The following is an 18,263-nucleotide window of genomic DNA, read 5'->3' as shown; positions in this document are numbered from 1 at the left end:
CCATGGATCGTAGAGATCGGCTCTTGGCACGCTATCCCCGGAGGGGAACGCAGACCAGAGTAGACACGTTACGCCCGCGAAAACTATCTGGAATTCCCGCGGCGCCCCGTCGGCGTAGATCGTATCCTGCCCTTTTTCATCGCCTCCGCCGCCCCTGCCGTAACAGGGTAAACCGTCATAACCTGGGCGAACGTCGGCGAACGAGCGGATCGGCGCCGTTGACCACGTTGACGACCGGACGGCCGTCCGTCGCGGCGGTGATGTTGTCAAGCACACACCGGATCAGCCGGGTCGTCGCCTCGGGCGTCACCCCCGCGGCGTGCGGCGACAGCAGGACCTGCGGGCAGGAGCGCAGCGGGTCGTCCGGCGCCGGGGGCTCGCTGTCGTACACGTCCAGCGCCGCGCCGGCGAGGTGACCGGACTCCAGCGCGGCCAGCAGCGCCGCCCGGTCGACCACCCCGCCCCTGGCCGCGTTGACCAGCACCGACCCCTTGGGCATGCGGGCGATCCTCTCCGCGTCGATCAGCCCGCGGGTCTCCGGCGCGAGCGCCACGGCCAGGACGAGCACGTCGCTGCCCGCCACCAGCGCGTCGAGGTCCAGGTAGGCCGCGCCGTACGCCTCGTGCCTGGGCGTGCGCGACCAGTAGGAGACCCGGCAGCCGAGCGCGCGGAACAGCCGAGCGCAGGCCGCGCCGACCGGCCCGAAGCCGATCACTCCCACGACGCATCCGGCCAGCTCGCGGCGCTGGTAGGCGAACTGCGGCCACTCCCCCGCCCGCATGGCCCTGTCACCGTCGGCGAGGTGGCGCAGCAGCGACAGCGCGGCGGCCAGGCACCATTCGGCCACCGCGGCGGCGTTCACCCCCGCGGTGTTGGCGAGGGGCACCCCGGCGCGGGCCAGCGCCTCCAGGTCGTGCCCGTCCACGCCGACCGACGGCTGCTGCACGAACGCCAGGCGCGGCGCCAGCCGCACGGCCTCCGAGTCGAGGGCCAGGGCCCCGCTCCAGTCGCCGACGACGATCTCGGCCTCGGGCAGCGCGTCCAGCAGCGCCGCGCGGTCGTGGCGGGCGGGTACGCGCACCTCGGCGCGGCCGTCGAGGTCGGCGAGCAGGCCGCGCACCGCGTCCTCGGGGAGCGGGGGCAGCGCGAGAACATTCCACGTCACCGGCGCAGTCTCGCATGTCTACAGAAACATGTTCTACTAAGCGCGTGAAGTGATGCCGCTCTGAGGAGGGTTCGGATGGAGGAGTCGCGGGGGCCGCTGGCGGGGATCCGGGTGCTGGAGCTGGCCGGTCTCGCGCCCGGGCCGTTCGCCGGGATGATGCTGGCCGACCACGGCGCCGAGGTGCTGCGCGTCGACCGGGTGAAGGCCGTGAGCGACGTCCCGCGCCGCGACGTGATGGACCGCGGCAAGCGCACGATCGGCCTCGATCTGAAGTCGCCGGAGGGCGTCGCCGCCTTCAAGCGGCTGGCCGGGCGGGCCGACGTGGTGATCGAGGTGTTCCGGCCCGGCGTCGCCGAACGGCTCGGCATCGGGCCCGCCGACCTCCACGCGGTGAACGGGCGACTGGTCTACGGCCGCATGACCGGCTGGGGACAGGACGGCCCGCTCGCCTCCACCGCCGGGCACGACATCGACTACATCGCGATCGCCGGGGTGCTGTCGATGCTGGGCCGCGCGGGCGGCAAGCCCACCCCGCCGATCAACATCCTCGGCGACTTCGCCGGCGGCGGCCTCATGCTGGCATACGGCGTGCTGCTGGCGCTGCTGGAGCGCGAGCGCACCGGACGCGGCCGGGTGGTCGACGCCGCGATGGTCGACGGCGCGGCGCTGCTGTTCTCGATGTTCTACGGCGGGGTGCACTCCGGCCACTGGGGCCCGCGCGGCACCAACGTCCTCGACACCGGCGCCCCCATGTACGACACCTACGAGACGGCCGACGGCGGCTACCTGGCCGTGGGCGCCCTGGAGCCGCAGTTCTGGGCGGAGATGCTCGCCAGGATGGGCATCGACGACATGCCCGGCCGCGACGACCCGGCGAACTGGCCGGCCATCAGGGAGCGGCTGACCGGGGCCTTCCGGTCGCGTACGCGGGCCGAGTGGGAGGCGGTCTTCGAAGGGTCCGACGCCTGCGTGTCCCCGGTGCTCGATCCGCGCGAGGCCGTCCGGCATCCGCACAACCAGGCGCGCGGCACGTTCGTGGAGGTCGAGGGGCTGCCGCAGGCCGCGCCCGCGCCCCGGCTGGCCGGCGTGCCGCGCGGCGACCTGTCCCCGGCCACCCGGCTGCACGACCTGAGCGCCTGGGGCCTGCCCGGCGACGAGGCGAAGGCCCTGCGCGCCGCCGGCGTGCTCGCCTGACCGGCTCCCGCCCCTATCCCGCTCCCTCGACTGTTCCGGCCCGACCGGCCTGACCGGCTCCCCCGGCCGTTCCGGCCCGCCCCCGCCCCCTCACGGCGCCGGCTGTCCCCTGCTCCGCCCCCCTGCTCCCTGTCCCCCTGCTTCCCGTTCCCCGTGACGATCGAGGAGTTTCCCGCACATGGACCTTTTCGAGGCCCTCTACACGACCCGCGCCATGCGGCGGGTCAAGCCCGACCCGATCCCGATGGAGGTGCAGGAACGCATCCTGGACGCCGCCGTCCGCGCCCCCAGCCCGGGCAACACCCAGGGCTGGCGGTTCCTGCTGGTGGACGACCCCGAGGTGAAGAAGCAGCTCGGGCCGCTCTACCGGAAGGCGCTCGGCGTCCTGTTCGAGACGCACTACAAGCCGATGCGCGAGCGGGCCGAGGCGACCGGCGACACCCGCACGCTCAACGTCATGCGGTCGGCCCAGCACCTGGCGGACCACTTCGAGTCCTATCCCCTGATGCTGTTCGCCTTCACCCGCAACGACTCCAGCGGCGGCTCCATCTACCCCTCGGTCTGGAGCGCCCAGCTCGCCGCCCGCGCGTTCGGGGTGGGCAGCGCGCTGACCACCGTGCTGGGGTTGTTCCACCGCGAGGAGACCCTACGGATCCTCGGCGTTCCCGAGGGCAAGGGCTGGCAGGTGGCCTGCACCGTGACCTTCGGCTATCCGACCGGCCGGTGGGGCGTGGCCCCGCGCCGGCCCGTCCACGAGGTGTCGTTCCGCAACCAGTGGGGCGAGCCGGTCGGATTCGAGATCCCCGAGCCCCTCTGGACGCCCTGAGCGATCTCCCGTCCGCCCTCCGATGCAGCGGCTCTTGTCTCAGATGTAGTACCGTGCGCGGCTCCTCCATCCCAGAGCAGGAGCCCCCCGCCGGAGGCGACTTCTGCGGTTAGTCCGTGTCGAGTGCGTACCGTAGGTAGAAGTCGGGCTTTGCCAGGAAGCGACGCCAGTGGTCAACCAACTGGAGCTTCTCCCACTCGCATGCGCGGATGCCGTGTTGGCCTAGCTCAAGGATCTGGGCACCGGGCAGGCTCGCGAGGATGGGTGAGTGTGTCGCACAGATGATCTGGCCGCCTTGACGCGCGACGCGGTTGAAGAGGCCAAGCAGGGTTAGGCAGGAGTGGAATGACAGGGCGGCCTAGGGCTCGTCCATGAGGTAGAGCCCAGCGCCGGACACCATGCGTTCCAAGACGGTGAGGAAGCCTTCGCCGTGGGATTGCTCGGTCAGGTCCTCCTCCCAGAATCCGAGTCGCCCGGATACGTTCTGGCCGAGGTTGAAGAGGGTTTCGGCTCGGAAGAAGAACGCTCGCCGTTTGGTGCGAGGGCCGTGAAGGAGGCGCAGACCGGCGGTGGTGAGTTCGGCGTCGGTGATCTCTCCAAGTGGTGTCGCCGGACCGGTGCTGGCGTATCGTGTTCCGGCTTTGCCTCCGGCTGAGTTGATGCCGCAGACGTCGGCGATGGCTTCCATGATCGTAGACTTGCCGGACCCGTTTTCCCCGATGAGGAACGTGACGGGAGCGGTCAAGGTGAGCCCGTGTTCGGCAATGTAGGAGACGGCTGGTAGTGCGGCTGACCAGCCTTCCGGGGGTTGGCGAGTGCGCAGTCGGGTGAGAAGCACGTTCATCGCCTCCGGGCGGGCTGGAGAAGTTGGGCAGCGTGAGCGCGTACCGGATGCACAAGGTTTGGATAGTCGCCGGTTCGCTCAGCGCGGGTTTACCTGACGGGCTACAGTCCGGGCCGCATGGGTCCAGTCGGCATGGCTTAGCCATGCATACCGCGAACTCCGCTTGCAGTTCGCCTGTGATCTGCGCGAACGTCCTGCGCATGAGGATATCCACGAGGGGTCTCCCGAACGTTGCCGGCGGGCAGCCATCGGGAGAAGACACAGGGCCAAACATCGCCCGTGGGCGATATGGCGACCTTGCGATCTCCGCAGTTGCCGCAGAGTTGCGCGGCGCTGGGGCTGTTCTCCCGGATGCCTCGTCCGACTTCGCGTAGATCGCCGTACCCGATCTCGGGAACACCGATGCGTTCAAGCACGGCGATGCTCTGCTGCGTGCGTTGCCCATCCAGAACACCGATCACTCCGGCCCTGATCACTCTTGACCTTCTCGTTACGTCAACTTCTACGGTCGTGAATGAGCCGGGAAGCACCGGCTCGGCGATGGACAAGGACGGGTGAGCCGGTCATGGCATGGTCGATCGCGCAGGTGGCCCAGATGTCGGGAGTGACGTCTCGGACGCTGCGCCACTACGACGAGATCGGTCTGCTGCTGCCTGCACGGGTCGGCGGGAACGGCTACCGCTACTACGAGGAGAACCAGTTGCTGCGCTTGCAGCAGGTTCTGGTGCTGCGTGAGCTGGGCCTCGGCCTGGCCGAGATCAAGGAGATCGTCGAGCGGCACACCGACCCCATCGCAGCGCTGCGTGAGCACCACCAGCGCGTGCTGGCGGAGCGTGACCGGCTGGACGAGGTTGCCCGCATGGTGGAGCGCACCATCGCCGAACTTCAGCAGAACGAAGGGAAGACGACCATGTCCAAGATCAGCAGACCGGAGAACCTGTTCGAGGGATTCGACGGTGCACGGTACGCGGCCGACGCCCGCGAGCGGTGGCCGGAGCAGTGGCAGCAGAGCGGGCAGAAGGAGCTCCTGGCCAGCCGCACTCCACAGGAGCTGGAGCAGATGCAGCGGGAGGCGACGGCAGGGATGATACGGATGGCCGAGCACATGCTCGCCGGCACCCCCGTCGACGCCCCGCAGGTCTTCGCCGAGCTCGACGTCCACTATCGGCACCTGAGTGAGTCCTGGACGCCGACCGCGGCGCAGTATCTACACCTGGCCCGGATGCAGGCGCAGGAGGAGCAGTTCCGGGCGAACTACGAGCGGGTCGCCGAAGGCCTGGCCGAGTACATGTGCGATGCCATGACCGCCTACGCGCACGCCCGGCTGAGCTGAACCTGCAATCGCGCTCTTGGCAGCTCCTTCGGATCGTCTCAGTCCGCCGTTCGCCGGCGAAGCTCGTCCTGACCGTCGCCATAGGCGCGACCGGCCGGTAGAGCGCCTGCCAGCGCCGGCATCGACAGATAACTCGTGGTACTCGGTCAAGATCACCTGCACCTGGTCGGCCAGGAGGGCAGTGTCAGCGCGGTGCCGCCTCACTCATTGGGCTTGTTCCATCCTGAAGTCCCAGGTAGAAGGCCTTGTGTGAGTTCGGTTGGGGATGCTCTCCCTGGCTTGAGGCCGTAATCATGGCCCAAGATCATCCGCCAGCGGTTGATCTCGTGGGTGGTCAGCACGAGCAGGGCGCGCAGCAGCTTGGTGGCCTGGGCGGCGTCCAGACGGAGCTTGGTGAGGATGCGCCAGCCCTTCAGGTCGGCGAAGCCGTGCTCGACGGGTGCGCGTTCGACGCTGATCAGCTGGTTGACCTGCTTCTGCGCAGGGGTGAGGGGTTTGTTGCGGGCGGCCTTGCGGCCGGTGATGATCGCGAGGTTAGCCGGTTCGTCGTCCAGGCCGACGAAGCCGAGGTCGGCGATGGCGGCCTATGAGCACCTGCAAGGCGCGACTACGTCTGGCATGAAGAATGGCAGTCGAGACGAGAAGGAGATCGCTGTGGGTGTCCCAGGCATCGTCCCAGGGCCGGGTCCGGCCGAGTACGAGGTGATCAGGGCCAAGGGAGTGGCCACTGTGGGCGGCTACACCGGCTATCGGGAGCGGCTGACCACCACGCTATGGCGCCGTGAGCTCCCCTCCAGCGATGTGGTCATGTTGATCACATTCGGGAATCCGATCCAACTGCCTCGCCCTCCTCGTGGCGGGGAGGGCGGGTCCAGCGCCTGCTTGGTCGCGGCCCTGCATGACCGGGTGGCGGTCACCGGGCACAGCGGGCTCCAGTACGGGGTAGAGGTCCGGCTGAGCCCGCTACGGGCCTACTCGCTGCTTGGGCTGCCCATGAATGCGATCAGCAACGAACTCGTGGACATGGCGGCGCTGCTCGGTACGAACGCCGCCCACCTGACCGAGCGGTTGGCCGCCGCGCCCGATTGGAGGCGGCGGTTCGACATCCTCAACGCCGCCCTCACCGCCCGCGTCGCGGCCGGCCCGGCGCCTGATCCCGCCGTACGGTGGGCGTGGCAGCGGCTGAAGTCCGGCGCCGGCGCCACGCCGATCGCCGTCCTGGCCGAACAGATCGGCTGGAGCCGCCGCCACCTGGAACGCAGGTTCGGCCAGCAGGTGGGGCTGCCACCCAAGACCGTCGCTCGGATCTTCCGGTTCGAGCGCGCCCTCGGACTGCTCGCCGACCGTAGCCGTGGCCTCGCCGAGATTGCCGTCCGGGCCGGGTACAGCGACCAGGCGCACTTCAGCCGCGAACTGCGGGCCCTCACTCAGCGCACTCCGCGTGAGCTGACGGCATCGCTGCGATCCGCCCGGGTCTGATGGCTCCACGTGGAGGTCGCATTCGTTCAATCCGATGCCATTCCCCGCCGGTAGCTTCCAGCCCATGACAGCTGACATGGCGGCGGACACCGTCTCCCCGCATTACCGCAGCGGGACACCGCTCATCGCCGTCCACGACGCTCCCGCGGCTCTGGACTTCTACCAGGCAGCCTTCGGTGCCCAGCCCCTGGCCCGGCTGGACGCCCCCGACGGACGGGTCATGCACGCGGCGATTCTCATTTATGGCTCCCCGGTCGTCGTGGCCGACGAGATGCCCGAGGTCGGGCTCCACTCACCCCACCACTACGGTGGCACCGCCTTCTCGATCATCCTCGCCTGCGAGGACGCCGACGCCGCCCACGCCAGGGCCGTCGCGGCCGGAGCCCTGTCCCTCGCCCCGGTACAGGAGGATTTCAGCGGCAGCCGGCACGGCCTCGTGCAGTGTCCCTTCGGCCACCGATGGCTGACCACCTCCCGGACCGAGGCCCTCTCCTTCGACCAGATCAACGACCGCTTCCAGGCGTGGCTCGCCGCCGGAGAACCCATTGAACTCAGCCAGGACGGCGGCTGAACAAGCGGCACCTAAGAGAGGCAGCCATCTGATGCAGCTCAACTCGTCCATCGTCGTCCCGCAGGGCATCCGGCAGGTGTGGCGCTTCCTCAGCGATCCACTGACCGCGCCTCGTTGGGACCGCAGCATCGCGGAGGTGGTCCCGCTTTCGACCGCGCCGGTCGGCGTGGGATACGAGGCGATGACCATCGCGCCGTCGGGCAAGCGCCAGCGGTTCCGCATCACCCAGTACGACTCTGAGCGAGGATTAGCCTTCGTACTGCTGGAGTCCCGCCTGTTCCGGCGGGCCGAACTCAGCTTCCGGCTCGACCAGGTACCGGACGGGACCCGAATCCTGCACCGGATCGACTTGGATCTACGCAACCCGCTGCTCGCTCTGCTGCTGCGACTGACGAGCCGGAACGCCCTCGGCACTGACATGGAATACCTGCGCAAGGCGCTGCCGGAGGATACCCACGACTGACAGTCAACCCAAGCAAATCAAGATCATCTGGGGGCTCGAAGACACCTTCTCAAGGATCAACCCGGACAGCTACCGACGACACGGAGCAGAAAAGCCCAGATCAGATGCATGATCGGTCGTTGGCTACTCGTGTGGCTGCTCGTGTCTAGTCCCATGAGATGCCTGACGTTTCTGTCCCAGGACATGGGCGACAGGTGATCTAGGAAACATGGTCGACCTTGCGGGGTCGGTGAGCTTTGTGGTTCCGGATCGGGATGTCCGTCGTCCGCCGCGTCGTGCGCTGCCCCTCGTCCAGGTCGATCGTGAAGGTCGTGTCGCTGACGTGCACGGTGACGACCTCGCCGGCGTGCTGACGGCCCAGACAGACGGTCTGGCGGCACACCATGATGACGCCGAAGGAGTTGGCCCGGCGCTCCACCGTGACCGGCGACCGGGCCAGCACAGGAGGCGGGCCGGCGGGACGGGCACCGCGCAGCAGCAGGCACTTGGGCCAAATCAGCGGGTTGGGCCGGGTCCGCAGCAGCTCGCGAGTATCGGGGTCGAGGAACATCAGCGTGGTCTCCTCGATCCGGATCGTGACTCGTCGCCCGGCCAGGATCTCGGCGGCCAGCAGGTAGCGCCCGCCGAGGCTTACCATGCCGTACTTGGTCACCGTCCGCTCCACCTCCAGCGCGGCATCGGTCTCGGCCTGCGGCAGCGGGGACGGCCCGGCGGCACGGCCGCCGCGGGCGAACAAGGCGGCCAGGTCCGCAGTCGACAGATGCGAGCGCAGGCTCTTGAGCCTCACCCCACCGGCCAGCAGATGGATCACATCCGTATCGGCCCAGAAGGTGAGCACCTGCCCGGCGCGGGAGGTCCCGAGCCAGAACTGCTTACCCGCCACGCCGAGGTTGCCGCTGGGCGGCACCACCCGCTCGAACTCGATCGGCCCGCCCTGCCACACAGCAGACACCGGGGCCGGATCCGCCTGCCCGACCGCGTCCTGGTCGCTGCCGACCTCACCGGGCGGCTCCTGGTGCCTGAGGTCGGCGACCTCAGTCAGGGGCTCAGCGGCGGCAGTGGAAGGCTGCGGTGCCCCGGTCAGGATGGGCGGCACCCGCAGCGGCAGCAGTTCCCGCTCAGCCTCCGGGATGGGGATGATCCGCTCGGCCGGGCAGGCCATGTCCAGGCTCTGATGCGGCCGGACGGTGTTGTAGTCGGCCACCCAGGCATCCAAGGCAGCCTGCACCGCAGCCAGGTCCTCAAACGGGCCGGCGTCGTCGAGTAACTCCCGGCGCAGGCTCTGATGAAACCGCTCCACCTTCCCCGTGGTCGTCGGCGAGCGCGGCTGGGTGAGCCGGTGGGTGATGCCGTTGTCGCGGCAGATGCGGTCGAACAGCACCTCACCGCCGTGCCCGAACCGCGCGGTGAACTGCTTGCCGTTGTCGGTGAGCACTTCACCCGGCGCCCCGAACCTGCCCAGCGCCTCGACGAAGGCCAGGCAGACCGCCCGCCCGGTGGCCCGCAGCACCGCCTTGGCGATCAAGCAATAGCGCGAGTGATCATCGACGCCGGTCACGACCTTGACCTCGCGGCCATCGGCCAAGAACACCCCACCGACGATGTCCATCTGCCACAGCTCCATCGGCGCGTCCCGCTCCCAGCGACGGAAGACCTGCTTACGGCGGCCCGCCCTGGGCTGGATCAGGCCATGACGCACCAGCGCCCGATACACCCCCATCCGCGACGGCATCGGAACCACACCCCGCCGGGCGACCTCATACGCCAGCCGGACCGGACCCCACCGCGGATGCTGCCGCCGCAGCTCACACACCAGCACCTCCACCTGCGCCGGCATCTGCGACGGCGACGAATGCGGGCGCCGCGAGCGATCCACCAACCCGCCCAGGCCCGACTCCCGATACCGCGACACCCACCCCGACAACGTCTGCCGCGCTACCCCGACCTCGCACGCGACCTCGGTCACCGTCGCACCGGCCAAGACCGCCAGCACCGCCCGATACCGCTGCTCGACAACGGACAACTCCACCAGGGCCAACCCGGCCCCCTACACGATCGCCGTCGATCACATAAAAGCCAGGTCAGCCGACGTGGTGTAAAGCATCAACCGAGGTCGCCGTGTCAAGCATCAGCCGAGGTAGGACAAGGACAGGACACGGACCGGATGAGACTTTTCTCTACGGTTTCAAGGGTGCGCCGTGCGGCGCACCGGTTCGTGAGGAGGTGCGAGACCTTCTCTCCTGTCCTGTCGCAGCAGGGGAGGGAAAGCTGAGGGCAGCCTGATCCGGGTGGTGCCGGGGAGGGTGGGGGCAGCCCTGACAAAGCCAGGACGTGCCAGGACTACCAGATGGCGTCTCGGCGACGCGTGAAGAACTGGCTCTGGCACTAATTTCGTGATCTTCCGGCGCTCGACCTGCCGCTGTTGCTGATCATGCTGGGTGACGATCTCGGCGTTGCTCGCGGTTCTCTTCCCCCACTTGTCCGGCCTGCGGATCGACCAGGTGTACCAGTGGGGGACGTCGGTACGGATCCGGGCCAGAACCCGCACCACGCAGGCGGCCTGCCCGCGGTGCGGGATGGTCTCCCAACGCGTGCACAGCAGCTACGAGCGGCGGGTGTGCGACACGGCGGTCGGCGACCAGGAGACCGTGCTCCACCTGTGAGTACGGCGGTTTCGGTGCGGCAACGAGCCCTTCGATGAAGCACACCTTGAATCAGATGTAGTACAACTACTACATTCGAGAGCACGGCTACTTCATTGGAGGGCGCATGCATGACGTCGCCGTCCGCGTACGCGGACTCCGCATGGCGTACGGGCCCGTTCAGGTCCTGAACGGCGTCGACCTCGACCTGCGCAGAGGCGAGGTGTTCACGCTGCTGGGGCCCAACGGCGCCGGCAAGACCACGCTGGTGGAGATCCTCGAAGGGTTCCGCACCGGCTGGTCCGGCGAGGTCGAGGTGCTCGGCGAGAACCCGGCACGCGCCGGGGACGCCTGGCGGGCGCGGCTCGGCGTGGTGATGCAGTCGTGGCGCGACCACCCCCGGTGGCGGGTGCGCGACCTGGTGGCGCACGTCGCGGCGCACTACGACGATCCCCACGACGTCGACGAACTGCTCGCCGCGCTCGGCCTGACCGAGGCGGCGCGCAACCGGGCGGGGGTGCTGTCCGGGGGCCAGCGCCGCCGGCTGGACGTCGCGCTCGGCATCGTCGGCCGCCCCGAGGTGCTCTTCCTCGACGAGCCCACGACCGGATTCGACCCCGAGGCCCGGCGCGAGTTCCACCTGCTCATCGAGCGGCTGGCCGGCGAGGAGGGCCTGACCGTGCTGCTCACCACGCACGACCTGGCCGAGGCGGAGCGGCTGTCCGAGCGGATCGCCGTGCTCGTGGCCGGTCGGGTGGTCACCTGCGGCAGCCCGGCCGAGCTGGCGCGCGCCGTGCAGGTCCCGTCGCTGGTGCGCTGGGAGGACGGCGAACTGGAGACCGCCGACCCCTCCGGCGTGGCCTGGGACCTGCACCAGCGGTACGGCGGCCCGGTCCCCGGGCTGGAGATCAGGCGGCCGACTCTGGAGGAGAGCTACCTGGATCTCATCGAGGAGACGCGCGGAACGCGCGAGACGGCGGTTGTGGGAGGGACGCGATGAACGCGACGATTCTGGGGCTGCGGCGGGGCTGGACCGAGCAGCTCAACCTCTGGAGCGACCGCAAGGAGTTGCTGAACGCGCTCATCGGGACCGTCGGCACCTACGTGGTGCTCATCCTGTTCATCGGTGGCAACAACGTGCCCGGCACGCCCGTGTCCATGGCGGCGTTCATGACGCCGGGGTTCCTGGCGTTCGCGGTGTTCTCGACCGGGCTGACGGGCCTGCCCATGCTGATCGCCGCAGATCGCGAGGAGGGCACGCTGATGCGGGCCCGGACGCTGCCGGGAGGCATCCGGGTCTACCTCACCGGGCGTGCCGTCACGGCGCTGCTCACGATCGCGCTGAACGCCGCACTCGTCCTGCTGGTGGCCGTGCCGCTCGGCGGGGTGGCCGCGCCGCCGGCCCTCGGGCGGTGGCTGACGCTCGCCTGGGTCCTGGCGCTCGGGACGCTGGCCGTCGTGCCCCTGGGCGCGGCCATCGGAAGCCTGGTGTCCGGGCCGAAGGCGGCCGCGGCCATGCTCGGCCTGCCGGCGATGCTCCTGATGCTGGTCTCCGGGGTGATGTTCCCCGTGGAGATGATGCCCGGCCTGGTGCGCGGCATCGCCCAGGTCTTCCCGCTCTACTGGCAGGGCGTCGGACTGCGGGCGGTGTTCCTGCCCGACTCCGTCCTCGCCGCCGAGCTCGGGCACAGCTGGCCGCTCGGCCGGGCGGCGGCCGTTCTGGGCGCGTGGGCCGTCGGCGGTATGGTTCTAGCCCCCTGGCTGCTGCGCCGGGTCCGCGGACGGTGAGCGGGCTCGTGGGCCCGACGGAGGTGAGACGTGGCCGAGGAACCGGTGTTCAACCGCATCGCGGTGCTGAGGGCCGACCGCGGCGTCTCGCGCCGGGATCTGGCCGCCGCGCTCGGGGTGCACTACCAGACGGTGGGCTACCTGGAGCGCGGCGAGTACAGCCCCAGCCTCCACCTGGCCCTGCGGATCGCCGAGTTCTTCGAGGTGCCGGTGGAGGTCGTCTTCTCGCTCAAGCCCTTTCCCAAGCTGGGGAGCACATCGTGAACTGGGGCGAAAGATGGCACGCGCACACCGCCCGGAGCATGGAACACGCGATGTTCGTGCCGCTGTACCGCACCCGCGCCCGGCGCCGCCTGCTGGTCGCCACGGGCGCGACCGGCCTGCTGGTGATATGGGCCGACGCGATCGTGTCCTGGTACATCGCGCCGAGCGACACGGCCGTGACGGTCAACTTCGTGCTGCTGGCCGTCTCGCTCGTGTGCTACCTGCCCTCCGTGACGACGCTGAACGCCGCCACGCGCGGACTGGCGTCGCTGCCGGAACGCCGCCTGGACGAGCGGCAGGTCGCGGAACGGCTGCGCGCCTACACGGTGGCCAACACGCTGATGCGGCTGATCCTCACGCTCGTCCTGGCCCTGGTCCTCGCCTCGATGTGGGGAGACGGCCCCGCTGCCCGGGTGCCGGGTGCCGCCATCGCCCTCGGCCTCATCGCGATGTGGCTGACGCATCTCGTGCTGCCGTTGCTGGTCGCCGGGTGGCGGCTGCCCGACCCGCCACCGGACGACGACGACCGGGACGACGATCAGGCCGGCGCCGCCTGAACCTGCGCCGGGGGACCGGAGGGCTCGCCGAACGACGGCAGCGTGGCCACGAAGAGGTCGACGCCGTCGGGGTGGTGGATCTCCACGTCGGTGGTGAAGGCGCGGACCGGGGCGCCCCCCGACTCCGTGTGGCTCCACACCTGCTGCCACACGTCGACGAGCGCCCCCGGCATCGGTCCCCTCGCCTCGAACAGCAGCGCCGGCACGCCCGGCACCCGCACGGCGACCATGCCCTCGGGCAGTCGCGCCGCCGTGCGAACGGCCACGCCGACGACCTGGGTGTAGGCGCCGTTGTGGTCGCTCTCGTAGTCGGTGAGCACGGCGTACAGGTTCTCGTCGATCCGGCCGGGCACGTGCGCGAAGGCTCCGGGCGCTCCGGCACGGGCCCACAGGCCCGGCAACTGGGCGCGGGCCGGGTCCGCCTCCGCCGCGTTGGTCGTCCGTACGGCATAGCCGACGACGAGCGCCTCCGGACGGTCAACGATGATCACGTGCTCTCCTCTCAGGCGAGGTCAATGTATCCCGTGTCCGGGTCTGCTCCGACGTCGGCCGGGAATGCCGGATATGACCCGCTCACAACGTAGGCTGGACAAACGTGCGATTCCTCAATGATGTGACGCCGCCCTACGATCTCACGTACAGCGATGTCTTCATGGTGCCGTCCCGCTCCTCGGTCGGGTCGCGCCTCGGAGTGGATCTGTCCGCCGGCGACGGAACCGGCACCACGATCCCCATCGTCGTCGCCAACATGACGGCGGTCGCGGGCCGCCGCATGGCCGAGACCGTCGCCCGGCGCGGCGGCATCGCCGTCATCCCCCAGGACATCCCGATCGACGTGGTGGCCGACGTCATCGAATGGGTGAAGAGCCGCGACCTCGTCCACGACACGGCCATCACCCTCACCCCCCACGACACCGTGGGCGAGGCGCTCACCCTGCTGCCCAAGCGGGCGCACGGCGCGGTCATCGTCGTCGACTGGGACAACCGCCCGGTCGGCGTGGTGACCGAGGCCGACTGCCACGGCGTCGACATGTTCACCCAGCTCGCCCAGGTGATGACCGCCTCGCCGCAGACGCTGCCACTGGGCGTCGATCCGCAGTCCGCGTTCGACGCGCTGCACGAGGGCCGCCACCGGCTGGCGCCCGTGGTGGACGAGGACGGCCGCCTGGTCGGCATCCTCACCCGCACCGGGGCCCTGCGCTCCACCCTCTACCAGCCCGCCGTGGACGCGCGCGGCCGGCTGCGCGTCGCCGCGGCGGTCGGGGTGAACGGCGACGTGGCCGCCAAGTCCAAGGAGCTGCTCGACGCCGGCGTCGACGTGCTCGTGGTCGACACGGCGCACGGCCACCAGGAGAAGATGATCTCGGCGCTGCGGGCCGTGCGGGCGCTCGAGCCCTCGGTGCCGGTAGCGGCGGGCAACGTCGTCACCGCGGAGGGCGTACGCGACCTCGTCGAGGCCGGCGCCGACATCGTGAAGGTCGGCGTGGGCCCGGGCGCCATGTGCACGACCCGGATGATGACCGGCGTGGGGCGGCCGCAGTTCTCCGCCGTGCTGGAGTGCGCGGCCGAGGCCCGCCGCCTGGGCCGGCACGTGTGGGCCGACGGCGGCGTGCGCCACCCCCGCGACGTCGCGCTGGCGCTCGCCGCGGGAGCGTCCAACGTCATGATCGGCTCGTGGTTCGCCGGCACGTACGAGTCGCCCGGCGACACCCGCACCGCCCCCGACGGGCGCAAGTACAAGGAGAACTTCGGCATGGCCTCGGCCCGTGCCGTACGGCTGCGCACCGCCGAGGACTCGCCGTTCGAGCGGGCCCGCAAGGCGCTGTTCGAGGAGGGCATCTCGACCTCGCGGATGTACCTCGACCCGGCGCGGCCCAGCGTGGAGGACCAGATCGACGCCATCGTGGCCGGCCTGCGTTCCTCCTGCACGTACGCGGGCGCCGCGACGATCGAGGAGTTCCACGAGCGGGCGGTGGTCGGCGTGCAGAGCGCCTCCGGCTACAGCGAGGGCATGCCGCTGCACCAAAGTTGGTGACTCCTCCTATTCCGTAGAGGAATATCGGGCTCTCCGGGGGTAGTGCGTTCGTGTACCGACCGCACTACCCCGCGGAGGCGATCATGCAGTACTCCCCGGCCGGAGGGCCGGTCAGTCCCGCGGCCGACAGACGGCTGCTGGTCAGTTACGACAACTACGCCGCGGCGCAGCGCGCCGTGGACACCCTGTCCGACGCCGGGTTCCCGGTGGAGAACACCGCGATCGTCGGCAGCGACCTGCGCCTGGAGGAGACCGTCACCGGACGGCTCACCAACGGCAAGGCGGCGCTGTCCGGCCTGATCACCGGTGCGGTGTTCGGACTCATCGTCGGCCTGTTCCTCGGGCTGTTCACCTCGGCCACGACCTCGTTCTTCGGGCTGGTGCTGTGGTCGATCCTCTGGGGCGCCATCGCCGGCGCCGCCTTCGGCTTCACCAGCCACGCCTTCACCGGCGGGACGCGTGACTTCTCCTCCAGGAGCTCGATCGTCGCGGGCCGCTACGACGTGCTGGTGGCCTCTCCCATGCTCGACCAGGCCCAGGCGCTGCTGGAGGGCGGTGTGCAGCCGGCCGACACCGTCGTCGTCCAGCGTCCGCCGTCGGCCGGGCCCGTCACGACGTCACCGGCCGCGGGCGACACCGCTCCGCAGGCCCCCGCCTACCCGGCGGCGGAGGATCGGGTGGAGACCCGTGCCGAGGAGACCCGTGCCGAGGAAGCGCGTGCTGAAGCGGCGCGTGCGGAGGAGGCCCGTGCCGAGGCGACGCGCGACGACGACCGGGCGGGCCTGACGAGGGGCCGTCGCCCGTGACCTTCGCCATCGGCGGAGTTCCGACGCCTTCCCCACCCGCGTGGGGAAGGCGTTCTCGTGTCGGCCGTCCCCGGTAGAGTCGTCAGCCTGCCGGAACGTCCGGCACTGGAAGCGCTGTGGACACAGACAGAACAGGAGGCCCACGTGGCACTGGAGAAGCCGGAGATCGACTTTCCCGAGGGCGCTCCGCCCGCAGACCTGGAGATCGTCGATCTCGTCGAGGGGGACGGGCCGGAGGCCAAGCCGGGGCAGAACGTGACCGTCCACTACGTTGGGGTGGCGTTCTCCACGGGTGAGGAGTTCGACGCCTCCTGGAACCGCGGCCAGCCGTTCCAGTTCCCGCTCGGCGGCGGCCGGGTCATCGCCGGCTGGGACCGCGGCGTGGCCGGCATGAAGGTCGGCGGACGGCGGCGCCTGACCATCCCCGCGCACCTCGGGTACGGAAACCGCGGCGCGGGCGCCCTCATCAAGCCCGGTGAGACGCTCATCTTCGTCGTCGACCTGCTCGGCGTCGGCTGACCTGGACACCCGCTGAGGCGACGCGGCGCCTCCGAATTCAGGGGTAGGAGAGCGGGAGCGGTTCGAGGATGATGGCCGGGTGGCAGATACCCCCCCGAACCGCCTCGTCATGAACCCCCTCGATCGGGGTTCCTCCCGTCACGGCCGCCCGCGGGGCGGCCCCTTGCGAGCGCCGGCTTCCGGGAGGCCGGCGTGACCGCGGACGGCAAGGTGACCGGCGGCACGCCGGCACAGGACGACGCCGAGGGGGCGTCCCCCGGCAGGGGCGTTCGTGCGGACGCTCCGCTCACCGCGACACCCCGGGCCGTTGCCGCGATCGCCGCCGTGACCGTGGCCGTGCTGCTCGCGGTGAGCCCGTGGTACGGCTACCACCGCGACGAGCTGTACTTCCGCATGCTGGGCGAGCGGCCGCGGCTCGGATATTTCGACACCCCGCCGCTGACGCCGATGATCGCCCGGCTGTCCACGACCATCTTCGGAGACACGGTCGTCGCGCTGCGGATCGTCCCCGCTCTGTGCGCCGGGGCTCTGGTCGTGCTCGTCGCGCTGGCCGCCCGGGAGCTGGGTGGCGGCCGCGCGGCCCAGATCCTCGCCGCGGCCGGGACGGCCACCTCCGTGCTGACTCTGCTGGCCGGGCACTCGCTGCTGACCCTCACCCCCGACCTCGTGCTGTGGGGCGCGGTCACGCTGTGCCTGCTCCGGGTGCTACTCAGGGGAGACGGGCGCTACTGGCTCTGGCTGGGAGCGCTGTCCGGGATCGCGGCGTACAACCGCGATCTGATCGTGGTGTTGCTGGGCACCGTCGGCCTGGGCATCCTCGTCGCGGGCCCGCGCGAGGTGCTGCGGGACAGACGGCTGTGGGCCGGCGCCCTCCTGGCTCTGGTGATCGCCTCGCCCAACCTGATCTACCAGGTGACGCACGACTGGCCGCAGTTCCAGATGGCCGACGCGCTGCGGGCCGACGAGGGCGCGGACAACCGGGCGGCCTTCGTCCCCCTGCAGATCGTGCTGCTCGGGCCCGTGCAGGCGGTGATCTGCGTGGCCGGCTGGCTGCGGCTGTGGCGGAACCGACGGGTCCGTTCCCTCGCCATCGCCTACCCCGTGGCCTGCGCGCTGGTCCTCTACTCGGGGGGCCGGCCCGACTACACCGGCGGGTTCCTGCTCTACCTGTTCGCGGCCGGCTGCGTCACGGCGGCCGGATGGCGGTGGAGACGAGTGTTGATCGCGGCGCTGGCGGTCAACGCCGTGGTGGCGGTGGTCGTGGCGCTGCCGGTCGTCCCCGCGGCGTCGCTCGGCGGGACGCCGGTCGCCGCCATGAACGAGGTGGCCGCTGAGTCGGTGGGCATGCGCGATGTGGCGGCGCAGACGGCCCGGGTCGTGAACGGCCTGCCCGCCGCCGAGCGCGCCGGTGCGGTGCTGCTCGCGGCGAACTACGGCGAGGCAGGCGCGCTGCACCGCTGGGCGGGCGAGTTCGGGCTGCCCGCGGTCTACAGCGGCCACAACGAGCTGTGGTGGTGGGGACCGCCGCCGGAGGGGACGCGGGTGGTCGTGTCCGTCGGCTATCCGCTCGCCGGACTCGCCACCGTCTTCGCCCGCTGCGTCCCGGGGGGAAGGCTGAGCGGGATGCCGGGCGAGGAGCAGGGCGTACCGATCACGGTCTGCCACGACCCCGTCCAGCCCTGGCGCGAGCTGTGGCCGCGCGTGCGCCACTACAGCTAGCGCCACGACGCGTGTCCGACCCCGGCCTGGGCATCTGCCGCAGTGGTGAGGCAGGATT

20 protein-coding genes and 1 pseudogene are annotated in these 18,263 nt (G+C 70.4%); 15 read left to right on the top strand and 6 right to left on the bottom strand.

The window, feature by feature from the left end; all coding sequences use genetic code 11:
- Positions 1 to 175: 175 nt before the first annotated feature.
- The gene (locus tag BXA11_RS10940) at positions 176 to 1,165 is read right to left on the bottom strand and encodes a 2-hydroxyacid dehydrogenase (RefSeq protein ID WP_076434408.1); all 990 of its coding nucleotides are present in this window, start codon (positions 1,163 to 1,165) and stop codon (positions 176 to 178) included.
- Between the two features lie 75 nt (positions 1,166 to 1,240).
- On the opposite strand from BXA11_RS10940, the gene BXA11_RS10935 reads away from it, so the two are divergent.
- Both BXA11_RS10935 and BXA11_RS10930 read left to right on the top strand, forming a co-directional pair.
- Positions 1,241 to 2,359: a CaiB/BaiF CoA transferase family protein gene (locus BXA11_RS10935; protein WP_076434407.1), complete on the top strand. Its 1,119-nt coding sequence runs from the start codon at positions 1,241 to 1,243 to the stop codon at positions 2,357 to 2,359.
- 178 nt (positions 2,360 to 2,537) lie between these two features.
- Positions 2,538 to 3,185 (top strand): nitroreductase family protein, encoded by a 648-nt coding sequence (locus BXA11_RS10930; protein WP_076434406.1) that lies wholly within the window; start codon positions 2,538 to 2,540, stop codon positions 3,183 to 3,185.
- 358 nt (positions 3,186 to 3,543) lie between these two features.
- Here BXA11_RS10930 and BXA11_RS10925 read toward each other — a convergent pair whose 3' ends face one another.
- Positions 3,544 to 4,029, bottom strand: coding sequence for an AAA family ATPase (locus BXA11_RS10925; protein WP_239104935.1), 486 nt, complete (start codon positions 4,027 to 4,029; stop codon positions 3,544 to 3,546).
- A gap of 137 nt (positions 4,030 to 4,166) precedes the next feature.
- A complete protein-coding gene (locus tag BXA11_RS45930; RefSeq protein ID WP_483237917.1) occupies positions 4,167 to 4,445 on the bottom strand; it encodes an SPASM domain-containing protein in 279 nt (92 codons plus the stop codon).
- A 149-nt stretch (positions 4,446 to 4,594) separates the two neighbouring features.
- Here BXA11_RS45930 and BXA11_RS10920 point away from each other — a divergent pair, with 149 nt between their 5' ends.
- Entirely contained in the window at positions 4,595 to 5,362 is a 768-nt protein-coding gene (locus BXA11_RS10920; RefSeq protein WP_076434405.1) for a MerR family transcriptional regulator, read from the top strand.
- A gap of 200 nt (positions 5,363 to 5,562) precedes the next feature.
- Here BXA11_RS10920 and BXA11_RS45730 read toward each other — a convergent pair whose 3' ends face one another.
- Positions 5,563 to 5,886, bottom strand: coding sequence for a transposase family protein (locus tag BXA11_RS45730; protein ID WP_387072111.1), 324 nt, complete (start codon positions 5,884 to 5,886; stop codon positions 5,563 to 5,565).
- 130 nt (positions 5,887 to 6,016) lie between these two features.
- Here BXA11_RS45730 and BXA11_RS41250 point away from each other — a divergent pair, with 130 nt between their 5' ends.
- From BXA11_RS41250 to BXA11_RS10900, 3 genes are all read left to right on the top strand, one after another.
- Positions 6,017 to 6,841: a helix-turn-helix domain-containing protein gene (locus tag BXA11_RS41250; protein WP_159454759.1), complete on the top strand. Its 825-nt coding sequence runs from the start codon at positions 6,017 to 6,019 to the stop codon at positions 6,839 to 6,841.
- 64 nt (positions 6,842 to 6,905) lie between these two features.
- Positions 6,906 to 7,412, top strand: a complete 507-nt coding sequence (locus BXA11_RS10905; protein WP_159454758.1) for a VOC family protein — start codon at positions 6,906 to 6,908, stop codon at positions 7,410 to 7,412.
- Positions 7,413 to 7,443: 31 nt separating this feature from the next.
- Positions 7,444 to 7,875, top strand: a complete 432-nt coding sequence (locus BXA11_RS10900) for an SRPBCC family protein (RefSeq protein WP_076434402.1) — start codon at positions 7,444 to 7,446, stop codon at positions 7,873 to 7,875.
- A gap of 1,141 nt (positions 7,876 to 9,016) precedes the next feature.
- Here the strand turns inward: BXA11_RS10900 and BXA11_RS44460 are convergent.
- Positions 9,017 to 9,907, bottom strand: a pseudogene (locus tag BXA11_RS44460) (IS481 family transposase); the annotation flags it as partial.
- A gap of 421 nt (positions 9,908 to 10,328) precedes the next feature.
- On the opposite strand from BXA11_RS44460, the gene BXA11_RS10890 reads away from it, so the two are divergent.
- From BXA11_RS10890 to BXA11_RS10870, 5 genes are all read left to right on the top strand, one after another.
- Positions 10,329 to 10,538, top strand: a complete 210-nt coding sequence (locus tag BXA11_RS10890; protein ID WP_143734191.1) for a transposase family protein — start codon at positions 10,329 to 10,331, stop codon at positions 10,536 to 10,538.
- A 106-nt stretch (positions 10,539 to 10,644) separates the two neighbouring features.
- Positions 10,645 to 11,517 (top strand): ABC transporter ATP-binding protein, encoded by an 873-nt coding sequence (locus BXA11_RS10885; RefSeq protein WP_076434399.1) that lies wholly within the window; start codon positions 10,645 to 10,647, stop codon positions 11,515 to 11,517.
- On the top strand, positions 11,514 to 12,305 hold the full coding sequence (locus tag BXA11_RS10880) for an ABC transporter permease (protein ID WP_076434398.1): 792 nt from the start codon (positions 11,514 to 11,516) through the stop codon (positions 12,303 to 12,305). Before BXA11_RS10885 ends, BXA11_RS10880 begins: the two co-directional genes overlap by 4 nt.
- Before the next feature lie 30 nt (positions 12,306 to 12,335).
- On the top strand, positions 12,336 to 12,569 hold the full coding sequence (locus tag BXA11_RS10875) for a helix-turn-helix transcriptional regulator (RefSeq protein WP_076434397.1): 234 nt from the start codon (positions 12,336 to 12,338) through the stop codon (positions 12,567 to 12,569).
- A complete protein-coding gene (locus tag BXA11_RS10870) occupies positions 12,566 to 13,126 on the top strand; it encodes a hypothetical protein (RefSeq protein ID WP_076434396.1) in 561 nt (186 codons plus the stop codon). Before BXA11_RS10875 ends, BXA11_RS10870 begins: the two co-directional genes overlap by 4 nt.
- Here BXA11_RS10870 and BXA11_RS10865 read toward each other — a convergent pair.
- Complete coding sequence (locus tag BXA11_RS10865) at positions 13,108 to 13,617, bottom strand: GyrI-like domain-containing protein (RefSeq protein ID WP_076434395.1); 510 nt, start codon at positions 13,615 to 13,617, stop codon at positions 13,108 to 13,110. The genes BXA11_RS10870 and BXA11_RS10865 overlap by 19 nt on opposite strands.
- A 104-nt stretch (positions 13,618 to 13,721) precedes the next feature.
- Between BXA11_RS10865 and BXA11_RS10860 the strand changes: the two genes are divergently transcribed.
- From BXA11_RS10860 to BXA11_RS10845, 4 genes are all read left to right on the top strand, one after another.
- Entirely contained in the window at positions 13,722 to 15,161 is a 1,440-nt protein-coding gene (locus BXA11_RS10860; protein ID WP_030505783.1) for a GuaB1 family IMP dehydrogenase-related protein, read from the top strand.
- Between the two features lie 83 nt (positions 15,162 to 15,244).
- Positions 15,245 to 15,967: a general stress protein gene (locus BXA11_RS43885; protein ID WP_204053583.1), complete on the top strand. Its 723-nt coding sequence runs from the start codon at positions 15,245 to 15,247 to the stop codon at positions 15,965 to 15,967.
- 144 nt (positions 15,968 to 16,111) lie between these two features.
- Positions 16,112 to 16,486, top strand: coding sequence for an FKBP-type peptidyl-prolyl cis-trans isomerase (locus tag BXA11_RS10850; RefSeq protein WP_030505785.1), 375 nt, complete (start codon positions 16,112 to 16,114; stop codon positions 16,484 to 16,486).
- 192 nt (positions 16,487 to 16,678) lie between these two features.
- Positions 16,679 to 18,205 (top strand): glycosyltransferase family 39 protein, encoded by a 1,527-nt coding sequence (locus BXA11_RS10845; RefSeq protein ID WP_083744132.1) that lies wholly within the window; start codon positions 16,679 to 16,681, stop codon positions 18,203 to 18,205.
- The last annotated feature ends 58 nt before the right edge of the window (positions 18,206 to 18,263 follow it).

It is taken from the genome of Microbispora rosea (genome assembly GCF_900156315.1).
Lineage (GTDB): Bacteria > Actinomycetota > Actinomycetes > Streptosporangiales > Streptosporangiaceae > Microbispora > Microbispora rosea.
Note: the sequence above shows the minus strand (reverse complement) of the source record. Positions and strands in the feature narration are given on the sequence as shown.

What these genes read in the sequence shown, in the direction of transcription:
- BXA11_RS10885 (WP_076434399.1), top strand. Translation starts at nt 10,645, where the DNA reads ATGCATGACGTCGCCGTCCGCGTACGCGGACTCCGCATGGCGTACGGG.
- BXA11_RS10900 (WP_076434402.1), top strand. Translation starts at nt 7,444, where the DNA reads ATGCAGCTCAACTCGTCCATCGTCGTCCCGCAGGGCATCCGGCAGGTG.
- BXA11_RS43885 (WP_204053583.1), top strand. Translation starts at nt 15,245, where the DNA reads ATGCAGTACTCCCCGGCCGGAGGGCCGGTCAGTCCCGCGGCCGACAGA.
- BXA11_RS10930 (WP_076434406.1), top strand. Translation starts at nt 2,538, where the DNA reads ATGGACCTTTTCGAGGCCCTCTACACGACCCGCGCCATGCGGCGGGTC.
- BXA11_RS10905 (WP_159454758.1), top strand. Translation starts at nt 6,906, where the DNA reads ATGACAGCTGACATGGCGGCGGACACCGTCTCCCCGCATTACCGCAGC.
- BXA11_RS10935 (WP_076434407.1), top strand. Translation starts at nt 1,241, where the DNA reads ATGGAGGAGTCGCGGGGGCCGCTGGCGGGGATCCGGGTGCTGGAGCTG.
- BXA11_RS10920 (WP_076434405.1), top strand. Translation starts at nt 4,595, where the DNA reads ATGGCATGGTCGATCGCGCAGGTGGCCCAGATGTCGGGAGTGACGTCT.
- BXA11_RS10880 (WP_076434398.1), top strand. Translation starts at nt 11,514, where the DNA reads ATGAACGCGACGATTCTGGGGCTGCGGCGGGGCTGGACCGAGCAGCTC.
- BXA11_RS10925 (WP_239104935.1), bottom strand. Translation starts at nt 4,029, where the DNA reads ATGAACGTGCTTCTCACCCGACTGCGCACTCGCCAACCCCCGGAAGGC.